The sequence below is a fragment of the Skermania sp. ID1734 genome, from assembly GCF_007489285.1.
In the GTDB taxonomy this organism is placed as follows: domain Bacteria; phylum Actinomycetota; class Actinomycetes; order Mycobacteriales; family Mycobacteriaceae; genus ID1734.
In genome coordinates this window covers 1-23,284 of the sequence record NZ_VLIY01000013.1, presented here as the reverse complement: position 1 = coordinate 23,284, position 23,284 = coordinate 1, and the positions used below count along the sequence as shown (strand labels likewise).

Sequence of the window (23,284 nt, the reverse complement as noted above, 5' to 3'; positions counted from 1 at the left end):
GTGGTCAGACCGCGCGCTGCATCACGAAGTCGTGGTGGCTGCGGGAGCCCACCAGGAACTTCTTGGTGCCCACGGTGGTGAATCCGTTCTTGGTGTAGAACCGCTGCGCGCGGGCGTTGTGCTCGTTGACACCGAGCCACACCCCGGCATAGGAGGAGGACCGGGCGTGCTCGATGGCCGCGGCCATCAGGGCCGTTGACACTCCAGTTCCGTGCTGGTCTGGGAGCACGTACATCTTGCTGATTTCCAAGGTGGGCCGGACGTTGAGGACCCTGGCGACGTTGGGATCCTCGGGTTCACGATCGACCAGCATTGTGTAGCCGACGATCTTGCCATTGTTGGTGGCTTTCAGAACGGTGACGGCCGGGTCGGAGAGATAATCGCCGAAACTTTCGATGGAGAGCACCTCATCGACAAAAGCCGCAATATCTTCGGCGGTGGCGTCGGGCGGGCAGGCAAGCGGAAAAGTTGCTGCCGCAACGTCACTGAGCGCCTCGGCATCCCACAGGCCTGCGCGGCTCACGTCGACGTCGACGTTGGTCATGTGTCAAGTACATCATGATTGTCGCCTGTATAGCTGCAGGTACGTCTCCGCGGGTTACAGCTATTTGGTCCGAACACCTGCCACTGCGCCCACCGCATGGCTAATCTTGGAGCGCAACAAGCCTGACTAGGCAAGGAGTGCGCAAAAACATGACTACAGAGTCGAACGCCATTGGCGCAAACCTCGCCACCGAAAACTCCGTGAACCGAAAGTCTTTCGGAATCGATGTCGGTGGCACCGGGGTCAAGGGCGCGATTGTCGACCTGGAGACCGGCGAATTTGCCAGTGAGCGCATTCGCCTGGAGACGCCGCAACCGGCCACTCCGGACGCGGTCGCGGCGGCCGCGGCAGAGATCGTCAAGAAGCTGGAATGGACTGGCCCCGTGGGCATTACATTGCCATGCGTGGTGCAGAACGGGGTCGCCCGCACGGCGGCGAACGTCGACAAGTCCTGGATCGGCACCGATGCGGTGAGCCTGTTCAAGGCGGCGTTCGGCGGCGTGCCGGTGGCGGTCGTCAATGATGCTGACGCGGCCGGACTCGCCGAGGACCGCTACGGCGCCGGCAAAAACTACAGCGGCGTCGTCATTCTTCTGACATTCGGCACCGGAATAGGTTCGGCCGTTTTGAACAACGGAGTTCTGCTGCCAAATACCGAATTCGGACATATCGAGGTGGGCGGCAAGGAAGCCGAACATCGGGCGGCCAATTCGGTTCGGGAGGGAAAAGAGCTGTCCTGGAAGAAATGGGCCAAGCAGGTGTCGAAGGTGCTGCGCGCATTCGAGGACCTCATGTGGCCCGACATTTTCATCGCCGGCGGCGGCGTCAGCAAGAAGAGCGACAAGTGGATTCCGCTGCTGGACAACCGAACAAAGGTGATTCCGGCCGAGCTGCTGAACACGGCGGGCATCGTCGGTGCGGCGATGGCCGCCGATGCGCTCGGTCGCCCGGGTAACGACCGTACGGAAATGGGACTCAAATGACGCAAACGCAGGAACGTCGGGGCCAGAAGGACACTACGGCCGCGGCGCCCCACGTGATCGTGTTGTTCGGCGCCACCGGCGATCTCGCCCGGCGCAAGCTGCTGCCGGGCTTGTTCCATCTGGCGATTTCACCGTTCGCGCCGGACATCCGGGTCGTGGGCACGTCGCTGGAGGACTTGGACAACGAGCAGTTCCGCGCGGTCGCCGACAAGGCCTGCCACGAATTCAGCACCCGTAAACTCGACGACGACGACTGGCAGTCCTTCCATCAGAACCTCGTCTACGTCCCGCAGGGCAAGGGCCCCAAGGCGCTGGCGACGGCCGTGCAGGAGAAGTTGAAGGAACTCGGACCCGACGCCCGGTTGCTGCACTACCTGAGCGTGCCGCCGAAGGCCGCCGTCGAGGTGATCCAGATGCTCGACGACGCTGGGCTGGTGGAGAATTCCCGCGTCATCATGGAGAAACCGTTCGGCACCGATCTGGCCAGTGCCGAGGCGCTCAACGCCAAGATCCACGAGACCTTCGCCGAAGAACAGATCTTCCGGATAGACCATTTCCTGGGCAAAGAGGCGGCGCTGAACATTCTGGCGTTCCGGTTCGCCAACGGATTGTTCGAGCCGATCTGGAACCGCAACTTCATCGACCACATCCAGATCGACGTACCCGAAAAGTTGACCCTGGAGGGCCGGGCGAAGTTCTACGAGTCCACCGGTGCCTTCAAGGACATGGTGGTGACGCACCTGTTCCAGATTCTCGGTTTCGTCGCGATGGAACCACCCACCGAGCTGGGTCCGGCCGCGATCAGCGACGAGAAGAACAAGGTCTTCCGGTCGATGCGCCCGTTGGATCCCCGCAAGGTGGTTCGCGGTCAGTACAAGGGCTACCGGGACGAGCCCGGCGTCGACCCGGAGTCGGAGACCGAGACGTTTGTGGCGCTCGAGTGCTTCATTGACAACTGGCGCTGGGCCGGGGTGCCGTTTTACCTGCGGACCGGCAAGAGCCTCGCCGAGGGCCAGCGCATCATTTCTATCGCCTTCCACGAACCGCCCAAGAGCATGTTCCCGCCGGGCTCGGGTGTGGGACAGCAAGGGCCCGACCATCTCACCTTCGACCTCGCCGATCAGTCGAAGGTGTCGTTGTCCTTCTATGGCAAGCGTCCCGGACCGGGGATGAAGCTGGACAAGCTGAGTCTGCAGTTTGCGATGAAGGAAACCGATCATGTGGGCGATGTGCTCGAGGCGTACGAACGGCTGATTCTCGATGCCATGCGCGGCGACCACACGCTGTACACGACGGCCGAGGGCATCGAGCGGCTGTGGGAGGTTTCGCAACCGTTGCTCGAGGATCCGCCGCCGGTGCGTGGCTACAACGTCGGCACCTGGGGGCCGAACGCCATTCACCAGCTGATTGCGCCGCGTGCGTGGCGGCTGCCGTTCGAACGGGTGTGGCGCGGCAAGTCCTGACCACGGCCGAAGCGCACAGAACGTACTGAAGGGCACTCCAACCGCCGCGACCGCGGCACTCCTGAAGGGGATTTTGCACATGCAATTGGGAATGGTCGGACTCGGCCGGATGGGCGCCAACATCGTCCGTCGCATCATGAAGGACGGCCATTCCGCGGTCGTCTTCGACACCAACCCGGACGCGGTCAAGGAACTCGAATCCGAAGGCGCTGACGGCACTACCGATTTGAAGGAATTCGTCGCCAAGCTGGAGAAGCCGCGGGTGGTCTGGGTGATGATCCCGGCCGGCATCACCGGAAAGGTGATCGACCAGCTGGCCGACCTGCTCGAGGAAGGCGACATCATCATCGACGGCGGCAACAGCCGCTACCACGAGGACATCAAGCGGGCGAAAGCCTTGAAACCGAAGGGGATTCATTACGTCGACATCGGCACCTCGGGCGGCGTGTTCGGTTTGACCCGCGGCTACTGCCTGATGATCGGTGGCGAAGACCAAGTTGTGTCGCACCTCGACCCACTGTTGAAGTCGATCGCACCCGGGATGGGCGACGTGGAGCGCACACCTGGGCGCGAAGGGGAGCCGTCGACCTCGGAGCAGGGGTATCTGCACTGCGGCCCTGCCGGCGCCGGGCACTTCGTGAAGATGGTGCACAACGGCATCGAGTACGGCGCGATGGCCGCCTACGCCGAAGGTCTCAACATCCTGCACAAGGCGAACCTCGGCTCGGTGCCGGCCAGTGAGTTTTCCGCCGAAGAGACACCGCTGGAAGATCCCGAGCTCTACCAGTACGACATCGACGTCCCCGAGGTCACCGAGGTGTGGCGGCGCGGGTCGGTCGTCGCATCCTGGCTGTTGGATCTGACCGCCGCGGCGCTGCACGCGGATCCGACCCTGGAAACCTTTGGTGGTCGGGTATCGGATTCCGGCGAGGGACGGTGGACCATCGATGCTGCGATCGACGAGGGTGTGCCGGTCCCGGTGCTCGCGGCGGCGCTGTTCCAGCGGTTCTCTTCGCGGGGTGAGGCGCTGTATGCGGACAAAGTGCTATCGGCGATGCGCAAGGCATTCGGTGGTCACCACGAGTTGCCCAAGAAGTAGGGGAGTCCGAAAAGGCCTGGAGCGCAACAGCTCCAGGCCTTTTTGTTGCTCCCACCCCCGAGCTGTTGCCCCGAACTCCCGAGCCGTTGCCCCCAAACTCCCGAGCTGTTGCCCCGAACTCCCGAGCTGTCGTACCCCCGGTGATCACGACCGGATGGCTCAAAAAAGTGGTCGATAAGCGACCATTCGTTCGGGCTCGCGAGCGGACGTGGATAGGACACGGCTGATCATGAGCAAATCGTGCGCCGGCTCGTGGCAGCTACCGAGATTTGCTCATGATCACGGGCAGGAGTAGGGGAGAGGTGATCAGTTCGCGGGCTTGAACTCCCCGAGTTCACCGTCCTGCTCGGCCCGAATGACGTGCACGACAGCATTGATCAACGCCAGGTGGGTGAACGCCTGCGGGAAGTTGCCGAGGTGGCGGCCCGTGCGGGTGTCGATTTCCTCCGCGTACAGCTTGAGCGGGCTGGCAAAAGCGAGCAACCGCTCGCACAGTTGCCGGGCGCGCTTGACCTCACCGATCTCCACGAGTGCCGACACCAGCCAGAACGAGCAGATGGTGAAGGTGCCTTCCTCGCCCTTGAGGCCGTCGTCGGTTTCTTCGACCTTGTACCGCAACACGAGTCCGTCGACGGTCAGTTCGTCGGCGATGGCCAGCACCGTCGCGCGAACGCGCGGGTCGTTCGGCGGTAGGAACCGAACCAGCGGGATCTGCAGGTTCGAAGCGTCGAGTGCATCGGTCTCGTAGTGCTGACGGAAAACGCCGCGGCCGTCGACACCGTTCTCCAGCACATCGGCCTTGATCTCGTCGGCGATCGCCGCCCACTTGCGGGCGTACTCGCGCTCGCCGTGCATGGTCGCGAGCTTGCTGCCGCGGTCCAGTGCCACCCAGCACATGACCTTCGAGTTGACGAAATGCTTAGGCTCGCCACGGACTTCCCAAATTCCGCGATCGGGCTCGCGCCAATGGTCGATAGCCTTCTCGACCTGCCGCTTGACGACCGGCCACAACGCCTCCGGCACCTGCTCGCGCGCGCGAACATGCAGGTAAACCGAGTCCAGCATGGCTCCCCAGACGTCATGCTGCTTCTGGTTGTACGCACCGTTGCCGATCCGGACCGGTCGGGCCTCCTCATATCCGCAAAGGTGCTCGAGTTCGGACTCTTCGAGCGTGCGTTCGCCCCCGAGGCCGTACATGACCTGCAGGTCGGCGTCCTCGGTTACCTCCCGGATGAAACTGAAGAAGTTGTTCGCCTCGCGGTCCAGGCCCAACGTATACAGACCCCACAGTGCGAAGGTCGAGTCACGCACCCAGGCGTAGCGGTAGTCCCAGTTGCGTTCGCCCCCAGGCGCTTCCGGCAGCGATGTGGTCGCGGCGGCCATCAGCGCACCGGTCGGGGCAAAGGTGAGACCCTTCAAAGCCAGCGCGCTCTGCTGTAGATAACTGCGCCATGGGTGGTCGGGGAAATTGCCGATGGTGATCCACTGTCGCCAGAATTCCGAGGTTTGCCACAGCTTCTGCTCTGCCTCCTGCTGCGTCTTCGGCGCGGGCAGTGGGGACCACGACAGCGCCACAAATGCTTCGTCGCCTTCGGCCATTCGGGTGCGCACCTGCGCTTCCCGTCCCTCGAGGCCGAGTCGCAGGTTGGTGGTCAGCTTCAGCGTGGGCTGGCTTCCGTCGGCGCTGCCGGCGCAGGTCGCGGTGGCCTCCTCGTAGACCTCACCTGTGTATTCCCATTTGGCAGGCTGGCGGAAGTAGTCGAATGCGGGCTCGCAGCTCACCTCCAACTCGACGGTGCCGCTCACGCACTTGATCGTGCGCAGCAGGATGTGCTCGGCGTCCCAATCGGTGGGGGTGCGGCGATGTGTCTTCGAACGTTTGTCGTTGTTGTGCCAGCCGCCCATGACCAGCGCATCGTGCACCAGGAGCCAACCGGTTTCGGTTTGCCAGGTGGTTTCCACGATCAATCCGCCGGGCCGGTAGACGCGGGCCGCGGGCACGTTCTGCGCGTAGGGGCCGACGCGGAAGTGTCCCGCGCCGCGGTCGAGGATGGCGCCGAAGACGCTTGGCGAGTCCGGCCGCGGCACGCACATCCATTCGACCGCGCCGTTGGGCGCTATCAGACACTGCGTTTCGCAGTCGGACAAGAACGCGTATTCGTCGATGGGCGGGAATGGGCTGCGCCGCGACTGGGCTATCGCCAAAGAACTCTCGAATTCGGTGGGCGCGACGCTCGCACCGCCGGGGCTGCCATCCGCACTCGACGTTGTGGCCTCGGCGTCGTCGGCAGCCTTTTCCTTGGCTGAACGAGAATTCTTCGGTGCCTGTTTCACGGTGCTCGCCATCGAAACATCATCGTCTGACAAGGGCTTCTTGTCTCGAGAATCGCACGCACTCGCGGGCCGTTCGCAAATGTAAATGACTTTGTTACGCATGGCATCGGGCAATGTCGTTCGTTTTACGCCGACGGGCAGTAGCGGGGGCCTATGGTGGAATTTCGCCCGGGCGGGCAACGCGCGGGTTGCTGCTGCGCAGCGTCGCAACTCGGCGCCGCCACGGCAACGTCGGATGTAGCACGAGATAGGTTGCAAGGGGTTGGCAATATGAGCGCCGAGTCGAACGATGTCCGCGCAAACTTTTTGTCATTGGGATCGGTCCTGTTCGAACGGCTGCAGCCAGTTATCGAGCAGGCCAAGCACAACCACCCCGGGACTGACGGGCAATGTGGTTATTGTCCGTTCTGTGCGATCACGGCGATGACGGAAAAGAACAACCCGGAGTTGGTCTCCCGCGTCATGGGGCAGATGACGGAGTTGCTGGAGATGCTCAAGGAAGCCGTCGAGGGCAAGGTGCCCGAACCGCCTGCGGGCTCATCCAAAGCCGATGAGGACGCCGCGCGTGGCCGACACGCGGCACCGGATGCGGCTGCCAAGGCCGAAGGACTCGCGTCGAACTCGGCCGCGCCGAGCTGACTGGGAATCGCCGTTGCCCGTGGTCGGTGCGGCGAAATGTCTGAATCAGTCGATAACCCAATAATCTTCACCCCGACCCGTCCGAGCTGTCGGCGCGGGACTGCCGCGAGGTTGCCGTAGATTGGGTGCGTCGACGGTGGTGATTCACCACCCGATTCGGAAGGTGTTTCGAAGGCCGTGAAGATTTTGGGCTGCGCGCGTTCGGTCCGTGCTGTGTCTGCCAGGATGTCGGTCATCCTGGCGTTTTTCGCAGTTGTCGCGTTGATCGCTGGCTGTGGCGGCGACGACCAGCAGGGTCCTGCAATACAGATTCCCAAGACTATTGCCGCACCGACCTTGGCCGTCCCGGCGGCAGGCGGGCCGGCGTGGAATCCGGCGGCACCGGTGGTGGTCAAGGCTGACCACGGCGTGCTCAACCAGGTGACGATGGTCGACACCGATAGCGGCAAGCAGATCAACGGGGACATTTCGCCGGACAAGCTGACCTGGACATCCAAGGATCCGCTGACCTTCGGCGCCTCGTACAAGGTCGATGCGCAGGCCGTGAACATGGCTCTGATGTCCACCAGCCAGAGCTTCACGGTCAACACGATCAGTCCCGATTCGACTGCCTACGCCAACGTCGTGCCTGCGCCGAACCTGGTCGCCGACATCGGCATCGGTGTCGGCCAACCGATGGTCTTCCAGTTCACCAAGCCCGTTGTGAACAAGGCCGAGGTGCAGAAGCACTTGAAGGTGACCACCACGCCGAACCAGCCCGGTGCCTGGTACTGGACCGACGACTCGAACGTCCATTACCGCGCTGCGCAGTACTGGCAGCCTGGGACGAAGATCCACATCGAGGCCGACGTGTTCGGACTCGATCTCGGAAACGGCATATTCGGTGCCGAGAACAACTCGGCCGACTACACGGTGCACGACTCCTGGGTGGCCAAGGCCGACGGGAGTACCGAGGTGCTGACCGTCTTTCACAACGGTGAGCAAGTGAATTCGATGCCGATGAGCCTGGGGGATCCCGGCCACCCCTCGCATGAGGGTCCGCACGTGATCTCCGCGAAGAACAACAGCATCGTGATGGACTCGTGCTCCTACGGTGTGTGTAAGGGCCAGCCCGGCTATTACCGGGAAACGGTTTATCTCGATCTTCGGATTTCCAACGACGGCGAATTCGTCCATTCTGCGCCGTGGTCGGTGGGGCAACAGGGAAGCAGTAATGTTTCACATGGTTGCGTCAACCTGTCACCGGGAAATGCGCAATGGATGTTCGACCATTTCAATATCGGTGACGTCGTCGAGATCACAAACTCCGGCGGAGGGAAATTACCGATCTACGACACCTACGGTGACTGGGAAGTGCCGTGGGACCAGTGGAGTGCGGGGAACGCTAACGGTTAGCGCCGGCAAGGGAGCCGTCTGCGTCGTGTCGCAACCGGTTCACCAGAATGGTCATCCGGCTTACCCTTGTTCCAGCGGACCGGTAATCGGCGTCCGGTCTGGAGCGGATCGGGGATCGAGATGCGAATTTCGGAGATACTGCGGCACAAGGGGACTTCGGTCGCGACGGTAGCGCCGAACACAACAGTGGCCGAACTGCTTGCGGTGCTGGACGAACACAACATCGGCGCGGTCGTGGTGACCGAGGATGATCAGGTGGTTGGCATCGTGTCCGAACGCGACGTGGTGCGACGTTTACACGATCATGGAGCGAACCTGCTGAGTATGCCGGTGTGCGGAATCATGACCAGCGAGGTCGTTGTGTGCGAGGTCGATGACACCGTGGACGAACTCGCCGAGACGATGACCGAGCGCCGCGTCCGCCACATGCCCGTCATGACGGACGGCCGACTCGCGGGCATCGTCAGTATCGGCGATGTGGTCAAGAGCAGGATCCGCCAACTGGAGACCGATCGCAGTCATTTGGAGTCCTACATCGCCCAGGGCTGAGCCTCCCGCGAACCTTTGACCTGGTACGCCAAATGCCATGTGCCGGCTCCACGACGAGGTAAAGATGGAGAGGCACCCAATTGGCGATCGGAGGGCAGACGATGCCGAGATATCTCTGGCAGGTCAGGTATTCCGCGGAAGGCGCGCAAGGATTGCTTGCGCAGGGCGGCACGGCGCGGCGCGACGCGATCGCAGCCATGGTGGAAAGCGTTGGGGGACGGGTCGAATCGTGCTACTACGCCTTCGGTGTCGATGACCTCGTCGTCATCGGCGAGGTTCCCGACGAGGTGGCCGCGGCTGCACTGAGTATCCGGACCGCGGCGTCCGGAGCGGCGGTATCGCGAACCACGCCGCTGCTGACACCGGAACAGATCGACGAAGCGGCCAAGCGCGGAGTGGAATACCAGCCGCCGCAAAGGTGAGTTTTGAGTCGAGCGCACGCGCACGACCGGCAGCGATTGTGTAGCCATCTGAGCGAGACGGGCGCAATATCGTTCTTATGATGAAGACGTTGGCCGTCCTGACGGGCATCGCGTTGCTTGGGCTCTGCGTCGGCCTGATCGTGCTGCTGGGCGCGAGCTTCGGTCTCTGGTCGGTCGTCATCGGTATCGCGTTCGCCATTGTGCTGCTGACGTTCTCGGAAGGCGACGTGCGGGCGGCGTGGCGACGTGGGCGCTAACGTCCGGTGCGTCTCGCCAACCTGATGGTTTGAATTCGGCGGAGGTGGGTATCGCCGGTTCAGTGGTGGAGACATCGGTCAAAGGCGAGGTACCGGATCCGCTGCGCTCCTCAGCGTCATGGGCCATACCGTGCCGCGCCCAAGCACTTTGTCAATTGCGCGCCGGCGTGCGCAGCTGGGCCGAACGTGTCCTTACCGATTGCGATCTACAGACCGACGTGCTGCTCATGGTCAACGAGGCACTCGAAGACATGATCGCCACCCGCCAAACCGGGCGGCACGGTGGTCATGACCTGTTCAAGGTCAACGCGAGTGCGGACGGCGAACTCGTGGTCGTCATCGTCGGCTACACGGGTGAGACGCACCGATCGCCTGAGGGCTGGGAAACTGAGCTGCCGATCATTCTCGGCGATTTACATTGGTATGCAATGGTCCAACGTGGTTCCCAGTTTCGAGATTTCGTTGAAAGACGGAATCAGAACAACACGCTTGTGCTGGCCGCTCGCACACTGACCAGCGTCGGTATTGACGCCCGCGCGCACGATGACCGGCCCGAACACGGAGGCACGGCCGAAAATCTCACGGACGTTGGAGGTGAGAACCAGCACTCACCCCAGGCGACGGCGGCCGCGGGCGCCCAGGCCACGCACCAGCGTAAACGCAAATCCGGACTTGCCCTTGGAGTAGGGGAACCAGTAAACCTCGCGGGGAATCGTCAGCACGGCCGGCTCTGTCAATGCCTGCTGGCGACAGTACTTTCGGATGCCTGCGGCACCGCCCCATCGGGAGCCGATGCCCGATTGCTTCCACCCTCCCATCGGGAGGACGAAGTTGAACACGTTGGCGATGGAGTCGTTGATGTTCACCGCTCCGGCGTCGAGACGGCGGGCGACCCGGTGGCCGCGCTTCCGGTCGCCGGTCCAAATCGACGCCGACAGACCATATTCGGAGTCGTTGGCCAGCAAGACTGCCTCGTCCTCGTCGGCGACTTCGATCACGGGGATGGTGGGTCCGAAGGTCTCCTCCCGGATACAGGACATGGAGTGGTCGACATCGACCAGCACAGTGGGTTCGAAGAAGGTGCCGATACCGGTCGGCTTTCCTCCGGTGAGGACGCGCGCCCCCGCGGCGACGGCTTCGTCGACGTGCCGGCTGACGATCTCGAGCTGCTGCTGATTGGCCAACGCGCCCACGTCGTAACGGAATTCGCGATCGTCTCGCCCCACCCGCAGCGATTCGACTTGCTCGGTGAGCTTGGCGATGAACGCGTCGTACACCGGAGCCTCGACATAGACCCGCTCGATCGACACGCAGGTCTGGCCGGCGTTGAGCAGCGCACCCCAGGCGATGCCGTGCGCCGCGCGATCCAGGTCGGCATCGGCGAGCACGATCGCGGGATCCTTGCCGCCCAACTCCAGGCTGTAGGGCTTGAATGTTTCCGCGCGCCGGCGGGCGATGATTCTTCCGGTTGGGGTGGAGCCGGTGAACTGCAGGAAGTCGACCTCCTCGACCACGGCCGCGCCCGCCGAAGCCCCGCCCGTGACCACGGTGAATACCGGCGGGGCGCCCACCTCCGCCCAGCCCCGCGCGATCTCGACCGCCGACAGCGGCGTCACCTCGGAGGGTTTGTGCAGCACTGCGGCACCGGCCATCAGCGCGGGCACAATGTCCATCGCGCCCATCGCCAGCGGATAGTTCCACGGCGTGATGACGCCCACCACCGAGTAGGGCCGGTACCAGGTGGTCAACTTCTTTATCCGGCCGAGTGGGCTGTGCGGTGCTGGATGCTCGTCGGCGAGGAATTTCTCGGCCTTGCGACCCCAGTAGCTGATCAGATCCACCCATGCCGTCACCTCCAGCTCGGCTTCGGCGCGCACCTTCCCGCTCTCGGATTGCACGACATCGGCCAGCTGCCGGGCGTTGTCGAGTATCCAATCCTGCAGTGCGAACAACACTTTCGAGCGCCCGGTGGGACCAAGCGATTCCCAATGCGGCTGGTGGGCCCGCAGGGAGGCAATCACCTCGGCCACCGCGGCCGAGGAGGTGTCGGCGACCGATCCCACCACGCTGTCGTTCGCGGGGTTGCGGACAACGATGGTCGCGTCGGCAGTCGGAGTGGAGGTCATCGTCGACCTTTCTGTTGCAGGAACAGCGCCGTCAGGACAGCTGCCGCTTGAGCACCTTGCCCGTGGGGTTGCGCGGCAATTCGTCCAGGAACACGACCTCCCGTGGAACCTTGAACCGTGCGAGCGTGGCTCGCACATAGGACTTCACGTCGTCTTCGGTGAGCTGGGCTCCTGCACGCGCGACGACGAATGCCTTCAACCGGTGGCCGAACTCGGGATCGGCCACACCGAGAACCGCGACCTCTTCGATGCCGGGGTGAGCTGCCAGGGTTTCCTCGACTTCGCCGGGAAAGACGTTCTCGCCGCCGGAGACGATCATGTCGTCGTCGCGACCGTCGATGAACAGCCGGCCCGTCGCGTCCACATGACCCACGTCACCGCTGGACATCAGCCCACGGACGCGCTGCTTGGTGGCGCCGCCGGTGTAGCCCTCGAACTGCAACTGGTTGGCGATGAAGATTCGTCCGGTCACTCCGGTGGGTACCGGTTGGTCGTCGGGGCCGAGGATCTCGAGTCGGACACCGCGCACGGCCGTTCCCACACAACCCGGTTCGGCCGTCAGCTCGTCCGGGGTGGCCAGGGTGGCGTAGAAGCATTCGGTGGAGCCATAGAGGTTGTAAAGGACCGGACCGAAGGCGTCGAGCGCTCTGGTGCACAGCGGTGCGCCCAGTTGGGAACCAGCGAGGAAAATGATCCGCAACGCTGAAAGATCGTGGCGTTCGCGCGGATTCGGCTCGGCATCGAGCATGCGCTGGAGCATCACCGGCACCAGAATCAGCGTTGTGACCCGATGTCGCGCGATACTGGCCAGGGTGACAAGTGGGTCGAAACGACGTCGGATTACTACCGTCATGCCCATGGCGATGGCGAGCACCGCCTGATTGAGGCCGAGGGCGTGGAACAACGGCGGGCAGATTTCGATGACCTCACCGGACCGATAGGGCACCTTGCCGAACAGTCCGCCCATCGGCGTGAGCGAGCGCGGGTCCGGGCGCGGCGCGCCCTTCGGAGTGCCGGTGGTACCGCTGGTCAGCACCACCAATTTTGCCTGGACAGCCGGCCGCGGCAGGGGGCCGCGAATGGGATCCGCGGCCGCCGCGGCGAGCGTGTCGTCGCCAGGGGTGTCCGCCCAGGCGCGCCATTTACCGTGTGCTGCGGACACTTCCCTCACAGCGGCGGCGTACTCCTCGTCATAGACGAGCAGATCGACGCCCTCGCGCTCGGCCACCTCGCGCAGTTGCGGTCCCGCGAAGTCGTGGTTGAGCAACACGATCCGGGCGCCGCATTTGCCTGCGGCGAACAGCGCCATAAGGAATCCCCGATGGTTGCGCGCCATGATCGCCACCGACGCCCCGGCTCGCAGTCCCTCGGCGCGCCAGCGGTGGGCGATGGCGTTGGTGTCGCCGTCGAGTTCGGCGTAGGTGAGGGTGCCGAGCTCGTCGATCACCGCTATCCGATCGGGACCACGCGCCGCGGACGCGCTCAGCGCTCCGCCGATCATGCCGAACTTCGCCATGGACGTCACCGTCGCGGCGGCGGCGGACAGGGGCATTGGCCCTATCAATCCAGCGCGCACGCATTCACGCAGTGCGACACCTTCGTCGATAAGTCGGCGCATCAGCACCGCCGGCTCCATCATGAGATCCTCATTTCGGTGAGCTCAGAGGCCGCGGGCGCGGTCTTCGTAGGCCTTGCGTGCAGCGGCGTCGACGGTGTCGGTGAACACATCGTGGGCGCCCAGCCAGCGGCTGACGGTTTCGCTGATGGTCCGCGGCACATACTTCTGAGCGCCGATCAGCGCACCCATCAGCCGACTCACCCGCACGACGGGGCGTGGGTGTTCGATCACCGAGACGATGCCCGCGGCGATTTCCTCGGGTTCGACGTTGCGGATTCCCTTGATGCCCTTGGTGCCCGAGGTCAGTTCGGTATTGACGAACGAGGGCAGGACCGCGGAGAACTCGATGCCGCTACCGCGGTGCTCTACCCGGGCCGCCTCGGTGAAGCCGAGCACGGCCCACTTGCTCGCGCCGTAGGTGGCCAAACCAGGCGCGTAGGTTTCCGCCGCGAGGGACGAGACGTTGACAATGTGGCCTCGCCCGCGCGGAATCATGCGCTGCACAGCGAGTTTGCTGCCCAGGATCACCCCGTAGGTGTTGATGTCGAGAATGCGTCGGGTCACGGCGTCGGGCTCGTCGGCCAGGCGTCCCACCGGCATGATGCCCGCGTTGTTGATCAGAACGTCGACCGGTCCGAGGGTGCGTTCCGTCTCGTCGAGAAACGCGGTGAATGAGACGGGGTCGGCGACATCGAGCTTCGCGGCCAGTGCTAAACCCGCTATGGAAGCGGAGGCCTCGGCAGCTTGCGCGTCGATATCGCCGATGGCGACACGCGCGCCCTTCCGATGTAGCGCGGTCGCGGTGGCCAGCCCGATACCCCGGGCTCCTCCCGTGATCGCGATGACCTTGCCACGCAACGAGGTGTCCTGCGTCATTGCCCCTCTCCTCTGATATTCAAGCTGGTTCGGATCGGCCTGCGGCCGCCACGAGGTCGAGTGCCAGTGCGGTCACGGTGTCGGGGGCGTCCAGATGCGGGCAGTGGCCGATACCGTCGAGGGTCAGAAACTGGCTGCCCGGGATGGCCGCGTGCAGCGCCCGACTGGTCGCGGGTGCTACGAGCCGATCCTTGCGGCCGTGAACGATCACGGTCGGGCAGTCGATCCGGGTCGGCAGCGGCAGCGACTCGGCCTCTTTCTTGAACAGGATGCCCACCTCGATCAGGCCGTTCGCCGACACTGTGCGTCCGATCTGGGAACTCAAGTGCCGCACCAGTTCTGGATCCAAGGCACGCCGATCCCCGTACAGCATCATGCCGGCGAACACATCACCGACGCGGACCCGTAATCGCGTCGGCGCGGGAAGGGCGGCGAGCAGTCGTAGCAGCGTCCAGTTACCGCGCGCGACGGCGCGGACCAGCGGCGCCCAATGCTCGCCTGCCATGTCCAGCGCGACCAGACCGGAGACGGGCACACCCGGCACGGAGTCGAGCAGTTGGACCGCGGTGACGGCGCCGAGCGAATTGCCCGCGAGCACCACCGACCCGCTACCGGCGTGCTCGCGCACCGCCGCGTCGAGAAAGCGGACCAGCTGCGGAATCAGCAGACCCGGCGCCAGCGCGTCGGCCGCGCCGAACCCCGGCAGATCCAGCGCGACCGCTGCCTGGCCGGCGCGTTCACACCGTTGCAGCACCGGACGCCAACAGTCGGCTGGGTGACCGAAGCCGTGCACCAGCACGAGCTTCGGCCCCCTCCCGTCGACGAACAGCTCACGCGTCCCATACCCCGCGTACCGGGCGCGACGCTCGCCGATCATTCCGCGGCACTCCACGGATTCAGCTGGGCGGGCAGTTTCTCCAGCGACCACGGACCGTCGGTTTCCACCGTCTCCACGACCGACCAACCGCGCAGCAGCGACACCGCGCCGCCCTGTACCGCGAGCACCTTGCCGGTCAACGTGCACTCGTCACTGGCCAGGTAGGCCATGATCGGAGCGATATTGGCCGGACTGAAGGCATCGAACTCACCCTCGGGGACCTCTTCTTCGAACATCGCGCTCATGCCCGGCGTCGCGAGAGTGAGGCGGGTACGCGCGACCGGCGCGATCGCGTTGACGCGCACGCCGTAACGCTCCAGCTCCAGCGCCGCGACCTCGGTCAGGGCGGCGATACCGGCCTTGGCCGCACCGTAATTGGCCTGGCCCGCGTTGGGCATGAAGGTGCCCGATGCCGAGGCGGTATTGATCACCGACGCCTTGACCGTCTTACCGGCCTTGGTCTGTTCCTTCCAGAACACCGCAGCGTGATGCAAAACCGAGAAGTGGCCCTTCAGGTGCACCGCGATGACCGAGTCCCACTGCGATTCGTCCATGCCGGCGATGAAGGCGTCACGCAGGATGCCCGCGTTGTTCACCACGATGTCGAGGCCGCCGAACTCCGAGAGCGCCTGGTCGACGAGCGCTTTGGCGCCCGCCCAGGTGCCGATGTTGTCGGTATTGGCCACCGCCTGCCCACCGGCGGCGATGATCTCGTCAGCCACCTGCTGGGCAGGCCCGGCATCGCTGCCGCTACCGTCGTTGGCGCCGCCGAGGTCGTTGACCACGACTTTGACGCCTTCCTTGGCCAGCAGCAGAGCGTGCTCACGACCGATACCGCGACCGGCACCGGTGACGACGGCGACCCGGTTCTCCATTGAACCCATTTCTATCTCCTAGTTCGAGGTGAAGTCGTTGACTCAGGCGACGAGCGACTGGAACTTCTCGAGCGACGCTTCGATCTCCTTGGCGGACGCGCGCTCGATCGCACCGGCGATGGCGCCGACCATCATCGCGCTGATGAACTCGGTCTCGATGGTCACCTTCGAGCCATCGCCCGCCGCCTCGACCGACAGGGTGAGGGTGATCTTCGCGCCCGCCATGCCGACACCCGACATGCTCAGGGTGTTCGGCGGCTCGTAGGTGTCGATGGTGAAGTCGATGGTGTTGGCCATGCCCATGATGGTCAGCACTTCCGACATCTTTGAGCCGACGGCGAGCTCGGTCGGCGGCTCCGACTTCCACTTCGTGTGCAGGGTCAGCCATTCCTCGAAGCGCGCAGGATTGGCGAGCAGTTCCCACACCTTCTCCTGCGGTGCGGCAATGTCCTTACTGATGGTCACCTTGGCCATTGAATTTCTCCTTTTGTGCGTGTTATTACGGAATGCCGCCGCTGTGGTTCAGCGGTTGGCCGGACGGTAGGCAGTCACGAAGGCCGCGCCACCCAGTCCGATGTTGTGGGCCAGGGCGACCTTCGCGTCGGGCACCTGGCGGGCGTCGGCGTCGCCGCGCAGCTGCCAGGTCATCTCGGCGCACTGCGCCAGACCGGTCGCGCCGAGCGGGTGGCCCTTGGAAATGAGGCCGCCGGAGGGGTTGACCACCCAGCGGCCGCCGTAGGTGGTGTCGCCGTTGTCGATCAGCTTGTGGCCCTCACCCTCGGCCGCGAGCCCCAGTGCCTCATAGGTAAGCAGTTCATTGGGCGCGAAGCAGTCGTGCAGCTCGATGACGTCTACGTCCTCGGGGCCAATGCCGGCCTGCTCGTAGACGTTCTGCGCGGCGGCCGCGCTCATGTCGTAACCGACGATGGCACGCGCGGTCTTGGCGGTGAAAGTGGTCTCGAGGTCGGTGACCATCGACTGGCCGACGATTTCGATCGCCCGGTCGCCGAGACCGTGCTCGTCGACGAATCTCTCGCTGGCTAGCACCGCCGCGCCGGAGCCGTCAGAAGTGGGCGAACACATCAGCCGGGTCAGGCCCAGCGGCTCGTACACCATCTTCGCGTTCTGGATTTCCTCGAGGGTGTACGCGTCCTGGAACTGTGCGTACGGGTTGTTCACCGAGTGCCGGTGGTTCTTCTCGGCGATCTTGGCATGGTGCTCAGGGGTGGACCCGTAGCGCTCCATGTGCTCGACCCCGGCGGTGGCGAACATCCACGGTGCCACCGGCATCGCGAAATCACGCAGACCGGCCAGCGCGTCGATGTGACGCAGCAACGGCTGCTCGCGATCGGTGTAGCCGGCCTCCAGCGAACCCGATTGCATCTTCTCGAAGCCCAGGGCCAGCGCGCAGTCGGCCATCCCGCCGCGAATGGCGCGAGCCGCCAGGTACAGGGCGGTGGTGCCGGTCGAGCAGTTGTTGTTGACATTGACGACCGGGATGCCGGTCATGCCGAGCTCGTAGACGGCCCGCTGACCGCTGGTGGAATCGCCGTAGCAGAAGCCCACGGCGGCCTCTTGCACTTTGCTGTACTCGATGCCGGCATCGGATAGCGCGGCCGTGCCCGCCTCGAGTGCCATGGCCGGGTAGTCCCAGCCTTCCCGGCGGCCCGGCTTCTCGAATTTCGTCATGCCGACGCCGACGACGAACACACGATTGGACATAAAAGACTCCTTGGATTGGTACGAATCGAGATCAGGCGAACTCGGCCAGGCCATCGGTGATCACGAACTTGCCGGGGCTCTCGTCGCCAGCGGTTTCGTAGGCGTAGACCTGGCGGCCGTCGACATCGTCGCGGCGCCACACAGTGGTGGTGATGGTCTCGCTGGGGCGCGCGGGCTTGGTCAGCCGCACTGCGAGTCGCTTCAGCTTGGTCGGATCGCCCTCGCCGAACTGGTTGATCAGCGCGTGCGAGGTAAAGGCGATCGTGCACAGCCCGTGAATAATGATGCCGGGCAGGCCCATTGCCTTGGCGAACTCGTCGTCGAGGTGGATGGGCATCGGATCGCCCGCCGGTTCGCTGTAGCGGAAGGTCTGATCGGCGTCGAAGGTCTGGGCGACCGTGTAATCCGGCGCCCGGTCGCGCAGGGCCTCGTCGAAACCGTGTTCCGGACTGGTGACCCCGAGGGAGCCGTCGAACTTTCCGCCACGGAAGAAGCCGATGAAGTACTGCTCGTTGACCAGCTCGCCCTGCGAGTCGCGGGTTTCGAGCAACGTAGTCACCACGACACCGGAGGACTTGCCCTCGATGCCGACCGGCTTGGCGCGCACGGTCAGCGTCTCGCCGGGAACGATCGGCCGATACAGCCGGAAGTCGTGCTCGCCGTGCAGGATTCGCAGCATGAGCTCGTCGGGTACCACCGACATGGTGGCATCAGCCATCATCACCATGGCGGGTACGACCGCGAAGACCGGGGGCGCGTAGGTGCCGTCCAGGTGCTGGGCGATCGGATCGTTGGTGGCCTCGGCGTAGGCGATGGTGCGGTCGCGGTCGACCTCGAACTTCTGCTCTTCGCCCCAAACATCAAGGCGGTCGAGGTTGAATCCCTCGTTTTCGGCCACGGTGTAACTCCTGTGCGCGTCGTTGGGCATTGCCTGTCTCGACGGTAAGGAGCTGGCGGTGTCCGAGGCGATGATCGTTCCTCTCGGTTCGTTGACCGAAACGCTCATCACCGCGCGGAGCGGGTGCGAATGGAATGTGTACGGTCTGGTCCGTGCATTCCGAATCCCCCGGCTACACATCCCCCGGTTACACCCTGCCGATCACCCGCGTCCAGGCACTGCTGGACGTCGCCGCGCGCCGGGGCTGGGACGTGGCATCGATGATGGACGAGGCTGGGATATCCCTCGATCTGCTCGCCCAAGGCCGGGCCCGGGTCACTCTCGAACAGATAACCAGCCTCTTCAACCGGTTGTGGCGTACTACCGACGACGAACTGCTCGGTTTCGGCCTGCGTCCGGTGCCACTGGGGACTTTTCGGTTGCTGTGCTTCGGGCTGATCAGCGCGCCCACGCTGCGGGCGGCGATCCAGCGCGCCAAGACCTTCCACCGGTCGCTACCCGGTCTTCCACCGCTCGAGATCGTCGAGGTCGGCGACGAGGCGCGGCTCGAGTTCGATATCAGTGCGATCGCCGTACCTGTCGACATACTCGTCGATATCCTGCTGCTCTCAGTGCACCGCTATATCGCCTGGGGACTAGGTCAGAGAATGCCCTTGCGCCGCGTCGAGGTGCCGTATCCGGCGGTGCCCGATAACAGCGACTATGACCTGATCTTCGGCGCACAGGTGCGGTTTTCCGCTCCGCGGCCCGCTTTGGTCTTCGGAGCAGACCTCCTGGACGCGCCCTTGGTTCGCGACGAGGACGAGCTGCTCACCTTTCTCAGCGACGTGCCTGCCGCTGTGCTCACCCGCACCGGGACAGCTACCACGGTGACCGGGCAAGTACGCCGACTGCTGGAACGCGGCCTCACCGGCGAGTGGCCCAGCGTCGACGACTTGGCCGCCGATCTCGCGATGAGCCCGCAGACGCTGCGGCGCAAGCTCCGCGAGGAAGGCACCTCATCCCGCGAGATCAAGGAGCGCATCCTGCGTGATGCCGCCGTGACGAGCCTCGTGCGTGGCGAGGAGACGATCGCGGCACTTTCGCGTCGGCTCGGTTTTTCCGAGCCGAGCGCGTTCTCCCGGGCCTTCAGCCGCTGGACCGGCGACCCGCCAAGCGCGTACCAACGCTGACCTCGACCCCGTCGGCGTACTCGAGCGTTGCGGTCAAGCATCTGCTCGTCACGATCATCGCCCGCGGCGCCACCACGAGCAAGCATCGTTGGGAACCGGATATGAACGAAGGAGTTCCCGTGGCCCACCGCTCACCGTGGATGAATGAGGATCTGGACGCGCTTGCCGATTTGGCGCGGCGGTTCTTCGAGAAGGAATGCGCCCCCAATGAAGATCGCTGGAACAGGCAGCACCACGTCGACCGCGAAGTCTGGGGGGCCGCGGGCGAGCTCGGCCTGCTCGGCCTGAGCCTGCCCGAGGAATACGGCGGCGGTGGCGGCGACTTCCGCCACGAAGCGGTGGTCACCATCGAGCAGGTTCGCGCGCTGTCACCGAGCCTGGGCATCCCGCTGCACAGCGGGATCATCTCGCACTACATCAACGCATACGGCACCGATGAGCAGAAGCAGCGGTGGCTGCCGGGCATGTGTAGCGGCGACATCGTCTCCGCTATCGCCATGACCGAGCCGGGCACGGGTTCGGATCTGCAGAACATCAAGACCAAGGCGACCAAGGATGGCGACGACTACGTCATCAGTGGAGCCAAAACCTTCATTTCCAACGGCTTCTTGGCCGATTTGGTCCTGGTGGCGGCCAAGACGTCCGAAGGCAAGGGCGCCGACACCGTGTCGATCATCGCAGTCGAAACCGACCGTGCCGGCTTCCGGCGCGGACGAAACCTGGAAAAGGTCGGCCAGCACGGTCAAGACACCTGTGAGCTCTTCTTCGACGACGTGCGGGTACCGCAGTCGAACCTGCTCGGCTTCGCCGAGGGCATGGGTTTCATGCAGCTCATGACCCAGCTTCCCCAGGAACGACTGATCCTCGCGGTGGCCGCGGCCGCCGCGATCGAGAAGACTGTCGAGCTCACCCTGAGCTACGCCAAAGAACGCGAAGCCTTCGGTAAGCCGATCGTCAAATTCCAGAACACTCAGTTCACGCTCGCCGAGGTCGACACCATCAAGTCCATCGCGTGGACCTTCCTCGACGACTGCGTGACCAAGCACACCAACGGTGAGCTCGACATCCCCACGGCCGCCAAGGCCAAGTGGTGGCTCACCGAGCAGCAGTGCAAAGTCGCCGACGACTGCCTGCAGCTGTTCGGTGGTTACGGATACATGGCCGAATACCCGATCTCGCGGCTGTGGACCGATTCGCGGATCCAGAAGATCTACGGCGGCACCAACGAGATCATGAAGATGATCATCGGACGGAGCCTGTGATGGGCCCGCTGCACGGTGTGAAGGTGGTCGAACTGGCTGGGCTCGCGCCGGCGCCGTTCGGCTGCATGATGTTGGCCGATCTCGGCGCCGAGGTGGTGCGGGTCGAGCGCGAGGGCGGCAACGGTGACGGGCTGACCCCGCCCGACGGCCCACTCGACCGCGGCAAGCACACGATTCGGCTCAACGTCAAAGACCCCGACGACCACGCGACACTCTGCGCCCTGGTCGACGCCGCTGATGTTTTCGTGGAGGGGATGCGTCCGGGAGTGGCCGAACGCCTGGGTATCGGCCCGGACGATCTGCTGGCGCGTAACCCGCGGCTGATCTACGGCCGGATGACCGGCTGGGGTCAGTCCGGTCCGCTCGCCGCCCGCGCCGGGCACGACATCAACTACATCGCCCTGTCCGGTGCGCTGTCGCTGGTCGGCCGGTCCGGGGAACGCCCGGTGCCGCCCGCCAATATCATTGGCGACTTCGCCGGCGGCGGCATGTTGCTCGCTCTCGGCGTGCTCGGCGCCCTCTACGAGCGGGAGCGCTCCGGCCTGGGCCAGGTCGTCGACGCCGCAATGGTCGACGGTTCCGCGCTGCTGACCGCGTTCATGCACGGGATGCACGCCAACGGTCTGTGGAACGAGCCGCGCGGCGAGAACTTGCTCGACGGCGCCGCCCCGTTCTACGACACCTACGAATGTGCCGATGGCGAATATGTCGCGGTCGGTTGCGTGGAATACCCCTTCTTCCTGCAACTGCTCGCCGTTCTCGGGATCGAGGACCCGGACCTGCCGTTCCAGCTGGACCGCACAGGGTGGGATACGCTACGGCAACGGATCGCAGGATGCTTCAAGGAGCGGACCCGCGACGAGTGGGCGCTGTTGTTCGCCGACTCCGACGCCTGCGTCACCCCGGTGCTCAGTCCGTGGGAGGTACACAACCATCCGCACAATCAGGCCCGCGATGCGTTCATCGAGGTCGACGGCCTGCGTCAGCCCGCTCCCGCGCCACGCTTCGGACGCACCCCCACGACTCATCCCGCACCGAATAGCTCCGCGGCCGAGCAGGTCAGCGATCTTTTGGTCGGGTGGGGCATCACCACCGAGCAGCTGGCGCGGATCACCGACCGCGCGTCCCTGCGCTGAGATCTCGATCGCGCCGGTTCACCGCGGTTCGTGCGCCTCGGCACGTTGACGCCGCGCTCGGGGCAATTCATCGACAGACACGTTCGCCGGCCTCGCCGGGCGTGCGTCGCGAGCTGAGGTCCATCGGCTGCGGTCGAGACTTCCGTCGTCAATCCCGCTTCATGTCTACCGCCCTTGGTTCGACACCCGCCCCCGTCCGTGGGTGATGCTCGACAGCCTCTGTGCTTTGTCGACGGCTGCGCGCGCGGCCGCCAATGCTCGCTTGCGTCCGGCCAAGTCGTTGGTGCGATGAATGATGTTCTTCCACTGCGTCTTAGCCGCGCACAACTCTTCGGCGGCCGCACCGGTGTCGGCCGCGTGGGCGATCGCTGCGGTCCGCTCGGCGGCGGCGCCCGCCACTTTGTGCTCGGCGGCGGTGAGTCGGCGCTGTGTGCCTGTGCGAAGCAGGAGGGTGTCGGCGAGCTTGCGACGTAGCCGGTCGAGAACGGCATGCTCGGCTTCGAGCCGGGCGAGGACCTGTTGTGCTTTGTGGACGGCTCGTTGCTGGACCCACCCGGACATCGTTGGGTCTTGTTGCAATTAAGCAGCGTTCGCGTCCGGTGAGCTGAAGCGGTACCGCGTGCAGCAGTAGCAGGTCGTCGACCGGATTGAGGCAGCGATTGCTCAGGTGATCGATCCAGTCAGCCTGGACGTCGCGCACGAGACCATCGGGACGCACAGCAGAGCGGAGGTGGCCACCGCAGTAGTGCCCCATAGAGTGGTGTAACTCGGTGGCCGAGATCGTCTCCGACATCCGTGTCGTTGACGGATGTAGAGCGGCCACCGCGTGATCTTTCGAGTCAACCGTCTAAAGAATCCTCGAGGAGTCATCGCGATGACCGCACCCCATATTGTCGACCCTGCAGGCCTGCTTGGCCAAGCCCTATCTGACGCGTCGCCGGATCTGATGCGCGAGCTGCTGCAGACCATGATCAACGCACTGCTCTCCGCCGATGCCGACGCTGTGTGCGGCGCCGAGTGGAACGCCCGCTCGGCTG

The 23,284-nt window shown here is 64.5% G+C and carries 23 protein-coding genes and 1 pseudogene; 12 read left to right on the top strand and 12 right to left on the bottom strand.

From position 1 onward, the window contains the following. Positions 1 to 4 precede the first annotated feature (4 nt). Positions 5 to 544, bottom strand: coding sequence for a GNAT family N-acetyltransferase (locus FOS14_RS16680; protein ID WP_143771944.1), 540 nt, complete (start codon positions 542 to 544; stop codon positions 5 to 7). A gap of 149 nt (positions 545 to 693) precedes the next feature. On the opposite strand from FOS14_RS16680, the gene ppgK reads away from it, so the two are divergent. The 3 genes from ppgK to gnd all read left to right on the top strand — a co-directional run bounded on the left by ppgK (position 694) and on the right by gnd (position 4,089). After that, positions 694 to 1,527, top strand: a complete 834-nt coding sequence (gene ppgK, locus FOS14_RS16675) for a polyphosphate--glucose phosphotransferase (protein WP_143771943.1) — start codon at positions 694 to 696, stop codon at positions 1,525 to 1,527. Next, a complete protein-coding gene (gene zwf, locus FOS14_RS16670) occupies positions 1,524 to 2,990 on the top strand; it encodes a glucose-6-phosphate dehydrogenase (RefSeq protein ID WP_143771942.1) in 1,467 nt (488 codons plus the stop codon). Before ppgK ends, zwf begins: the two co-directional genes overlap by 4 nt. A gap of 79 nt (positions 2,991 to 3,069) precedes the next feature. Beyond that, positions 3,070 to 4,089 carry a phosphogluconate dehydrogenase (NAD(+)-dependent, decarboxylating) gene (gene gnd, locus FOS14_RS16665; RefSeq protein WP_143771941.1) on the top strand — a complete coding sequence of 340 codons (1,020 nt, stop codon included), beginning with the start codon at positions 3,070 to 3,072 and terminating at the stop codon, positions 4,087 to 4,089. 306 nt (positions 4,090 to 4,395) lie between these two features. On the opposite strand, the gene FOS14_RS16660 is transcribed toward gnd, so the two are convergent. Beyond that, the gene (locus FOS14_RS16660) at positions 4,396 to 6,435 is read right to left on the bottom strand and encodes a glycoside hydrolase family 15 protein (RefSeq protein WP_143771940.1); all 2,040 of its coding nucleotides are present in this window, start codon (positions 6,433 to 6,435) and stop codon (positions 4,396 to 4,398) included. A gap of 258 nt (positions 6,436 to 6,693) precedes the next feature. On the opposite strand from FOS14_RS16660, the gene FOS14_RS16655 reads away from it, so the two are divergent. The 5 genes from FOS14_RS16655 to FOS14_RS24790 all read left to right on the top strand — a co-directional run bounded on the left by FOS14_RS16655 (position 6,694) and on the right by FOS14_RS24790 (position 9,685). Further along, entirely contained in the window at positions 6,694 to 7,062 is a 369-nt protein-coding gene (locus FOS14_RS16655; RefSeq protein WP_143771939.1) for a hypothetical protein, read from the top strand. 213 nt (positions 7,063 to 7,275) lie between these two features. After that, the gene (locus tag FOS14_RS16650) at positions 7,276 to 8,457 is read left to right on the top strand and encodes an Ig-like domain-containing protein (protein WP_255450401.1); all 1,182 of its coding nucleotides are present in this window, start codon (positions 7,276 to 7,278) and stop codon (positions 8,455 to 8,457) included. A gap of 120 nt (positions 8,458 to 8,577) precedes the next feature. After that, entirely contained in the window at positions 8,578 to 9,006 is a 429-nt protein-coding gene (locus FOS14_RS16645; RefSeq protein ID WP_143771938.1) for a CBS domain-containing protein, read from the top strand. Between the two features lie 101 nt (positions 9,007 to 9,107). Then, a complete protein-coding gene (locus FOS14_RS16640; RefSeq protein WP_143771937.1) occupies positions 9,108 to 9,428 on the top strand; it encodes a GYD domain-containing protein in 321 nt (106 codons plus the stop codon). An 80-nt stretch (positions 9,429 to 9,508) separates the two neighbouring features. Continuing rightward, the gene (locus FOS14_RS24790; protein WP_185981808.1) at positions 9,509 to 9,685 is read left to right on the top strand and encodes a hypothetical protein; all 177 of its coding nucleotides are present in this window, start codon (positions 9,509 to 9,511) and stop codon (positions 9,683 to 9,685) included. 206 nt (positions 9,686 to 9,891) lie between these two features. Here the strand turns inward: FOS14_RS24790 and FOS14_RS24785 are convergent, their stop codons facing one another. From FOS14_RS24785 to FOS14_RS16600, 9 genes are all read right to left on the bottom strand, one after another. Continuing rightward, positions 9,892 to 10,050: a hypothetical protein gene (locus FOS14_RS24785; protein WP_185981807.1), complete on the bottom strand. Its 159-nt coding sequence runs from the start codon at positions 10,048 to 10,050 to the stop codon at positions 9,892 to 9,894. Between the two features lie 243 nt (positions 10,051 to 10,293). Further along, positions 10,294 to 11,811 (bottom strand): aldehyde dehydrogenase family protein, encoded by a 1,518-nt coding sequence (locus tag FOS14_RS16635; protein WP_143771936.1) that lies wholly within the window; start codon positions 11,809 to 11,811, stop codon positions 10,294 to 10,296. Positions 11,812 to 11,842: 31 nt separating this feature from the next. Further along, the gene (locus tag FOS14_RS16630) at positions 11,843 to 13,450 is read right to left on the bottom strand and encodes an acyl-CoA synthetase (RefSeq protein ID WP_143771935.1); all 1,608 of its coding nucleotides are present in this window, start codon (positions 13,448 to 13,450) and stop codon (positions 11,843 to 11,845) included. 21 nt (positions 13,451 to 13,471) lie between these two features. Further along, positions 13,472 to 14,305, bottom strand: a complete 834-nt coding sequence (locus FOS14_RS16625) for an SDR family oxidoreductase (protein WP_143771934.1) — start codon at positions 14,303 to 14,305, stop codon at positions 13,472 to 13,474. A 19-nt stretch (positions 14,306 to 14,324) separates the two neighbouring features. Beyond that, on the bottom strand, positions 14,325 to 15,182 hold the full coding sequence (locus FOS14_RS16620) for an alpha/beta fold hydrolase (RefSeq protein ID WP_143771933.1): 858 nt from the start codon (positions 15,180 to 15,182) through the stop codon (positions 14,325 to 14,327). Next, positions 15,179 to 16,066 (bottom strand): SDR family oxidoreductase, encoded by an 888-nt coding sequence (locus FOS14_RS16615; protein WP_143771932.1) that lies wholly within the window; start codon positions 16,064 to 16,066, stop codon positions 15,179 to 15,181. The genes FOS14_RS16620 and FOS14_RS16615 overlap by 4 nt, the downstream gene beginning before the upstream one ends. 33 nt (positions 16,067 to 16,099) lie before the next feature. Further along, positions 16,100 to 16,531: an SRPBCC family protein gene (locus tag FOS14_RS16610; protein ID WP_143771931.1), complete on the bottom strand. Its 432-nt coding sequence runs from the start codon at positions 16,529 to 16,531 to the stop codon at positions 16,100 to 16,102. A gap of 48 nt (positions 16,532 to 16,579) precedes the next feature. After that, complete coding sequence (locus tag FOS14_RS16605; protein ID WP_143771930.1) at positions 16,580 to 17,779, bottom strand: lipid-transfer protein; 1,200 nt, start codon at positions 17,777 to 17,779, stop codon at positions 16,580 to 16,582. 31 nt (positions 17,780 to 17,810) lie between these two features. Beyond that, complete coding sequence (locus tag FOS14_RS16600; protein ID WP_255450399.1) at positions 17,811 to 18,677, bottom strand: MaoC/PaaZ C-terminal domain-containing protein; 867 nt, start codon at positions 18,675 to 18,677, stop codon at positions 17,811 to 17,813. A 152-nt stretch (positions 18,678 to 18,829) separates the two neighbouring features. On the opposite strand from FOS14_RS16600, the gene FOS14_RS16595 reads away from it, so the two are divergent. The 3 genes from FOS14_RS16595 to FOS14_RS16585 all read left to right on the top strand — a co-directional run bounded on the left by FOS14_RS16595 (position 18,830) and on the right by FOS14_RS16585 (position 22,247). Then, positions 18,830 to 19,849 carry an AraC family transcriptional regulator gene (locus tag FOS14_RS16595; RefSeq protein ID WP_185981806.1) on the top strand — a complete coding sequence of 340 codons (1,020 nt, stop codon included), beginning with the start codon at positions 18,830 to 18,832 and terminating at the stop codon, positions 19,847 to 19,849. A gap of 119 nt (positions 19,850 to 19,968) precedes the next feature. Beyond that, a complete protein-coding gene (locus FOS14_RS16590; protein ID WP_221936730.1) occupies positions 19,969 to 21,111 on the top strand; it encodes an acyl-CoA dehydrogenase family protein in 1,143 nt (380 codons plus the stop codon). Next, the gene (locus tag FOS14_RS16585; protein WP_143771927.1) at positions 21,111 to 22,247 is read left to right on the top strand and encodes a CaiB/BaiF CoA-transferase family protein; all 1,137 of its coding nucleotides are present in this window, start codon (positions 21,111 to 21,113) and stop codon (positions 22,245 to 22,247) included. The genes FOS14_RS16590 and FOS14_RS16585 overlap by 1 nt, the downstream gene beginning before the upstream one ends. Positions 22,248 to 22,412: 165 nt before the next feature. Here the strand turns inward: FOS14_RS16585 and FOS14_RS16580 are convergent, their stop codons facing one another. Continuing rightward, positions 22,413 to 22,808, bottom strand: coding sequence for a hypothetical protein (locus tag FOS14_RS16580; protein ID WP_143771926.1), 396 nt, complete (start codon positions 22,806 to 22,808; stop codon positions 22,413 to 22,415). Between the two features lie 313 nt (positions 22,809 to 23,121). Between FOS14_RS16580 and FOS14_RS16575 the strand changes: the two are divergent. Continuing rightward, positions 23,122 to 23,284 (top strand): annotated as a pseudogene (locus FOS14_RS16575) (IS256 family transposase); the annotation flags it as partial.

Coding starts and splice junctions, on each gene's coding strand:
- FOS14_RS16585 (WP_143771927.1), top strand. CDS start 21,111: ATGGGCCCGCTGCACGGTGTGAAGGTGGTCGAACTGGCTGGGCTCGCG.
- FOS14_RS16625 (WP_143771934.1), bottom strand. CDS start 14,305: ATGACGCAGGACACCTCGTTGCGTGGCAAGGTCATCGCGATCACGGGA.
- ppgK (WP_143771943.1), top strand. CDS start 694: ATGACTACAGAGTCGAACGCCATTGGCGCAAACCTCGCCACCGAAAAC.
- zwf (WP_143771942.1), top strand. CDS start 1,524: ATGACGCAAACGCAGGAACGTCGGGGCCAGAAGGACACTACGGCCGCG.
- FOS14_RS16660 (WP_143771940.1), bottom strand. CDS start 6,435: ATGGCGAGCACCGTGAAACAGGCACCGAAGAATTCTCGTTCAGCCAAG.
- FOS14_RS16605 (WP_143771930.1), bottom strand. CDS start 17,779: ATGTCCAATCGTGTGTTCGTCGTCGGCGTCGGCATGACGAAATTCGAG.
- FOS14_RS16620 (WP_143771933.1), bottom strand. CDS start 15,182: ATGATCGGCGAGCGTCGCGCCCGGTACGCGGGGTATGGGACGCGTGAG.
- FOS14_RS16635 (WP_143771936.1), bottom strand. CDS start 11,811: ATGACCTCCACTCCGACTGCCGACGCGACCATCGTTGTCCGCAACCCC.
- FOS14_RS24790 (WP_185981808.1), top strand. CDS start 9,509: ATGAAGACGTTGGCCGTCCTGACGGGCATCGCGTTGCTTGGGCTCTGC.
- FOS14_RS16655 (WP_143771939.1), top strand. CDS start 6,694: ATGAGCGCCGAGTCGAACGATGTCCGCGCAAACTTTTTGTCATTGGGA.
- FOS14_RS16610 (WP_143771931.1), bottom strand. CDS start 16,531: ATGGCCAAGGTGACCATCAGTAAGGACATTGCCGCACCGCAGGAGAAG.
- FOS14_RS16615 (WP_143771932.1), bottom strand. CDS start 16,066: ATGGGTTCAATGGAGAACCGGGTCGCCGTCGTCACCGGTGCCGGTCGC.
- FOS14_RS16640 (WP_143771937.1), top strand. CDS start 9,108: ATGCCGAGATATCTCTGGCAGGTCAGGTATTCCGCGGAAGGCGCGCAA.
- FOS14_RS16645 (WP_143771938.1), top strand. CDS start 8,578: ATGCGAATTTCGGAGATACTGCGGCACAAGGGGACTTCGGTCGCGACG.
- FOS14_RS16680 (WP_143771944.1), bottom strand. CDS start 544: ATGACCAACGTCGACGTCGACGTGAGCCGCGCAGGCCTGTGGGATGCC.
- gnd (WP_143771941.1), top strand. CDS start 3,070: ATGCAATTGGGAATGGTCGGACTCGGCCGGATGGGCGCCAACATCGTC.
- FOS14_RS16630 (WP_143771935.1), bottom strand. CDS start 13,450: ATGATGGAGCCGGCGGTGCTGATGCGCCGACTTATCGACGAAGGTGTC.
- FOS14_RS16580 (WP_143771926.1), bottom strand. CDS start 22,808: ATGTCCGGGTGGGTCCAGCAACGAGCCGTCCACAAAGCACAACAGGTC.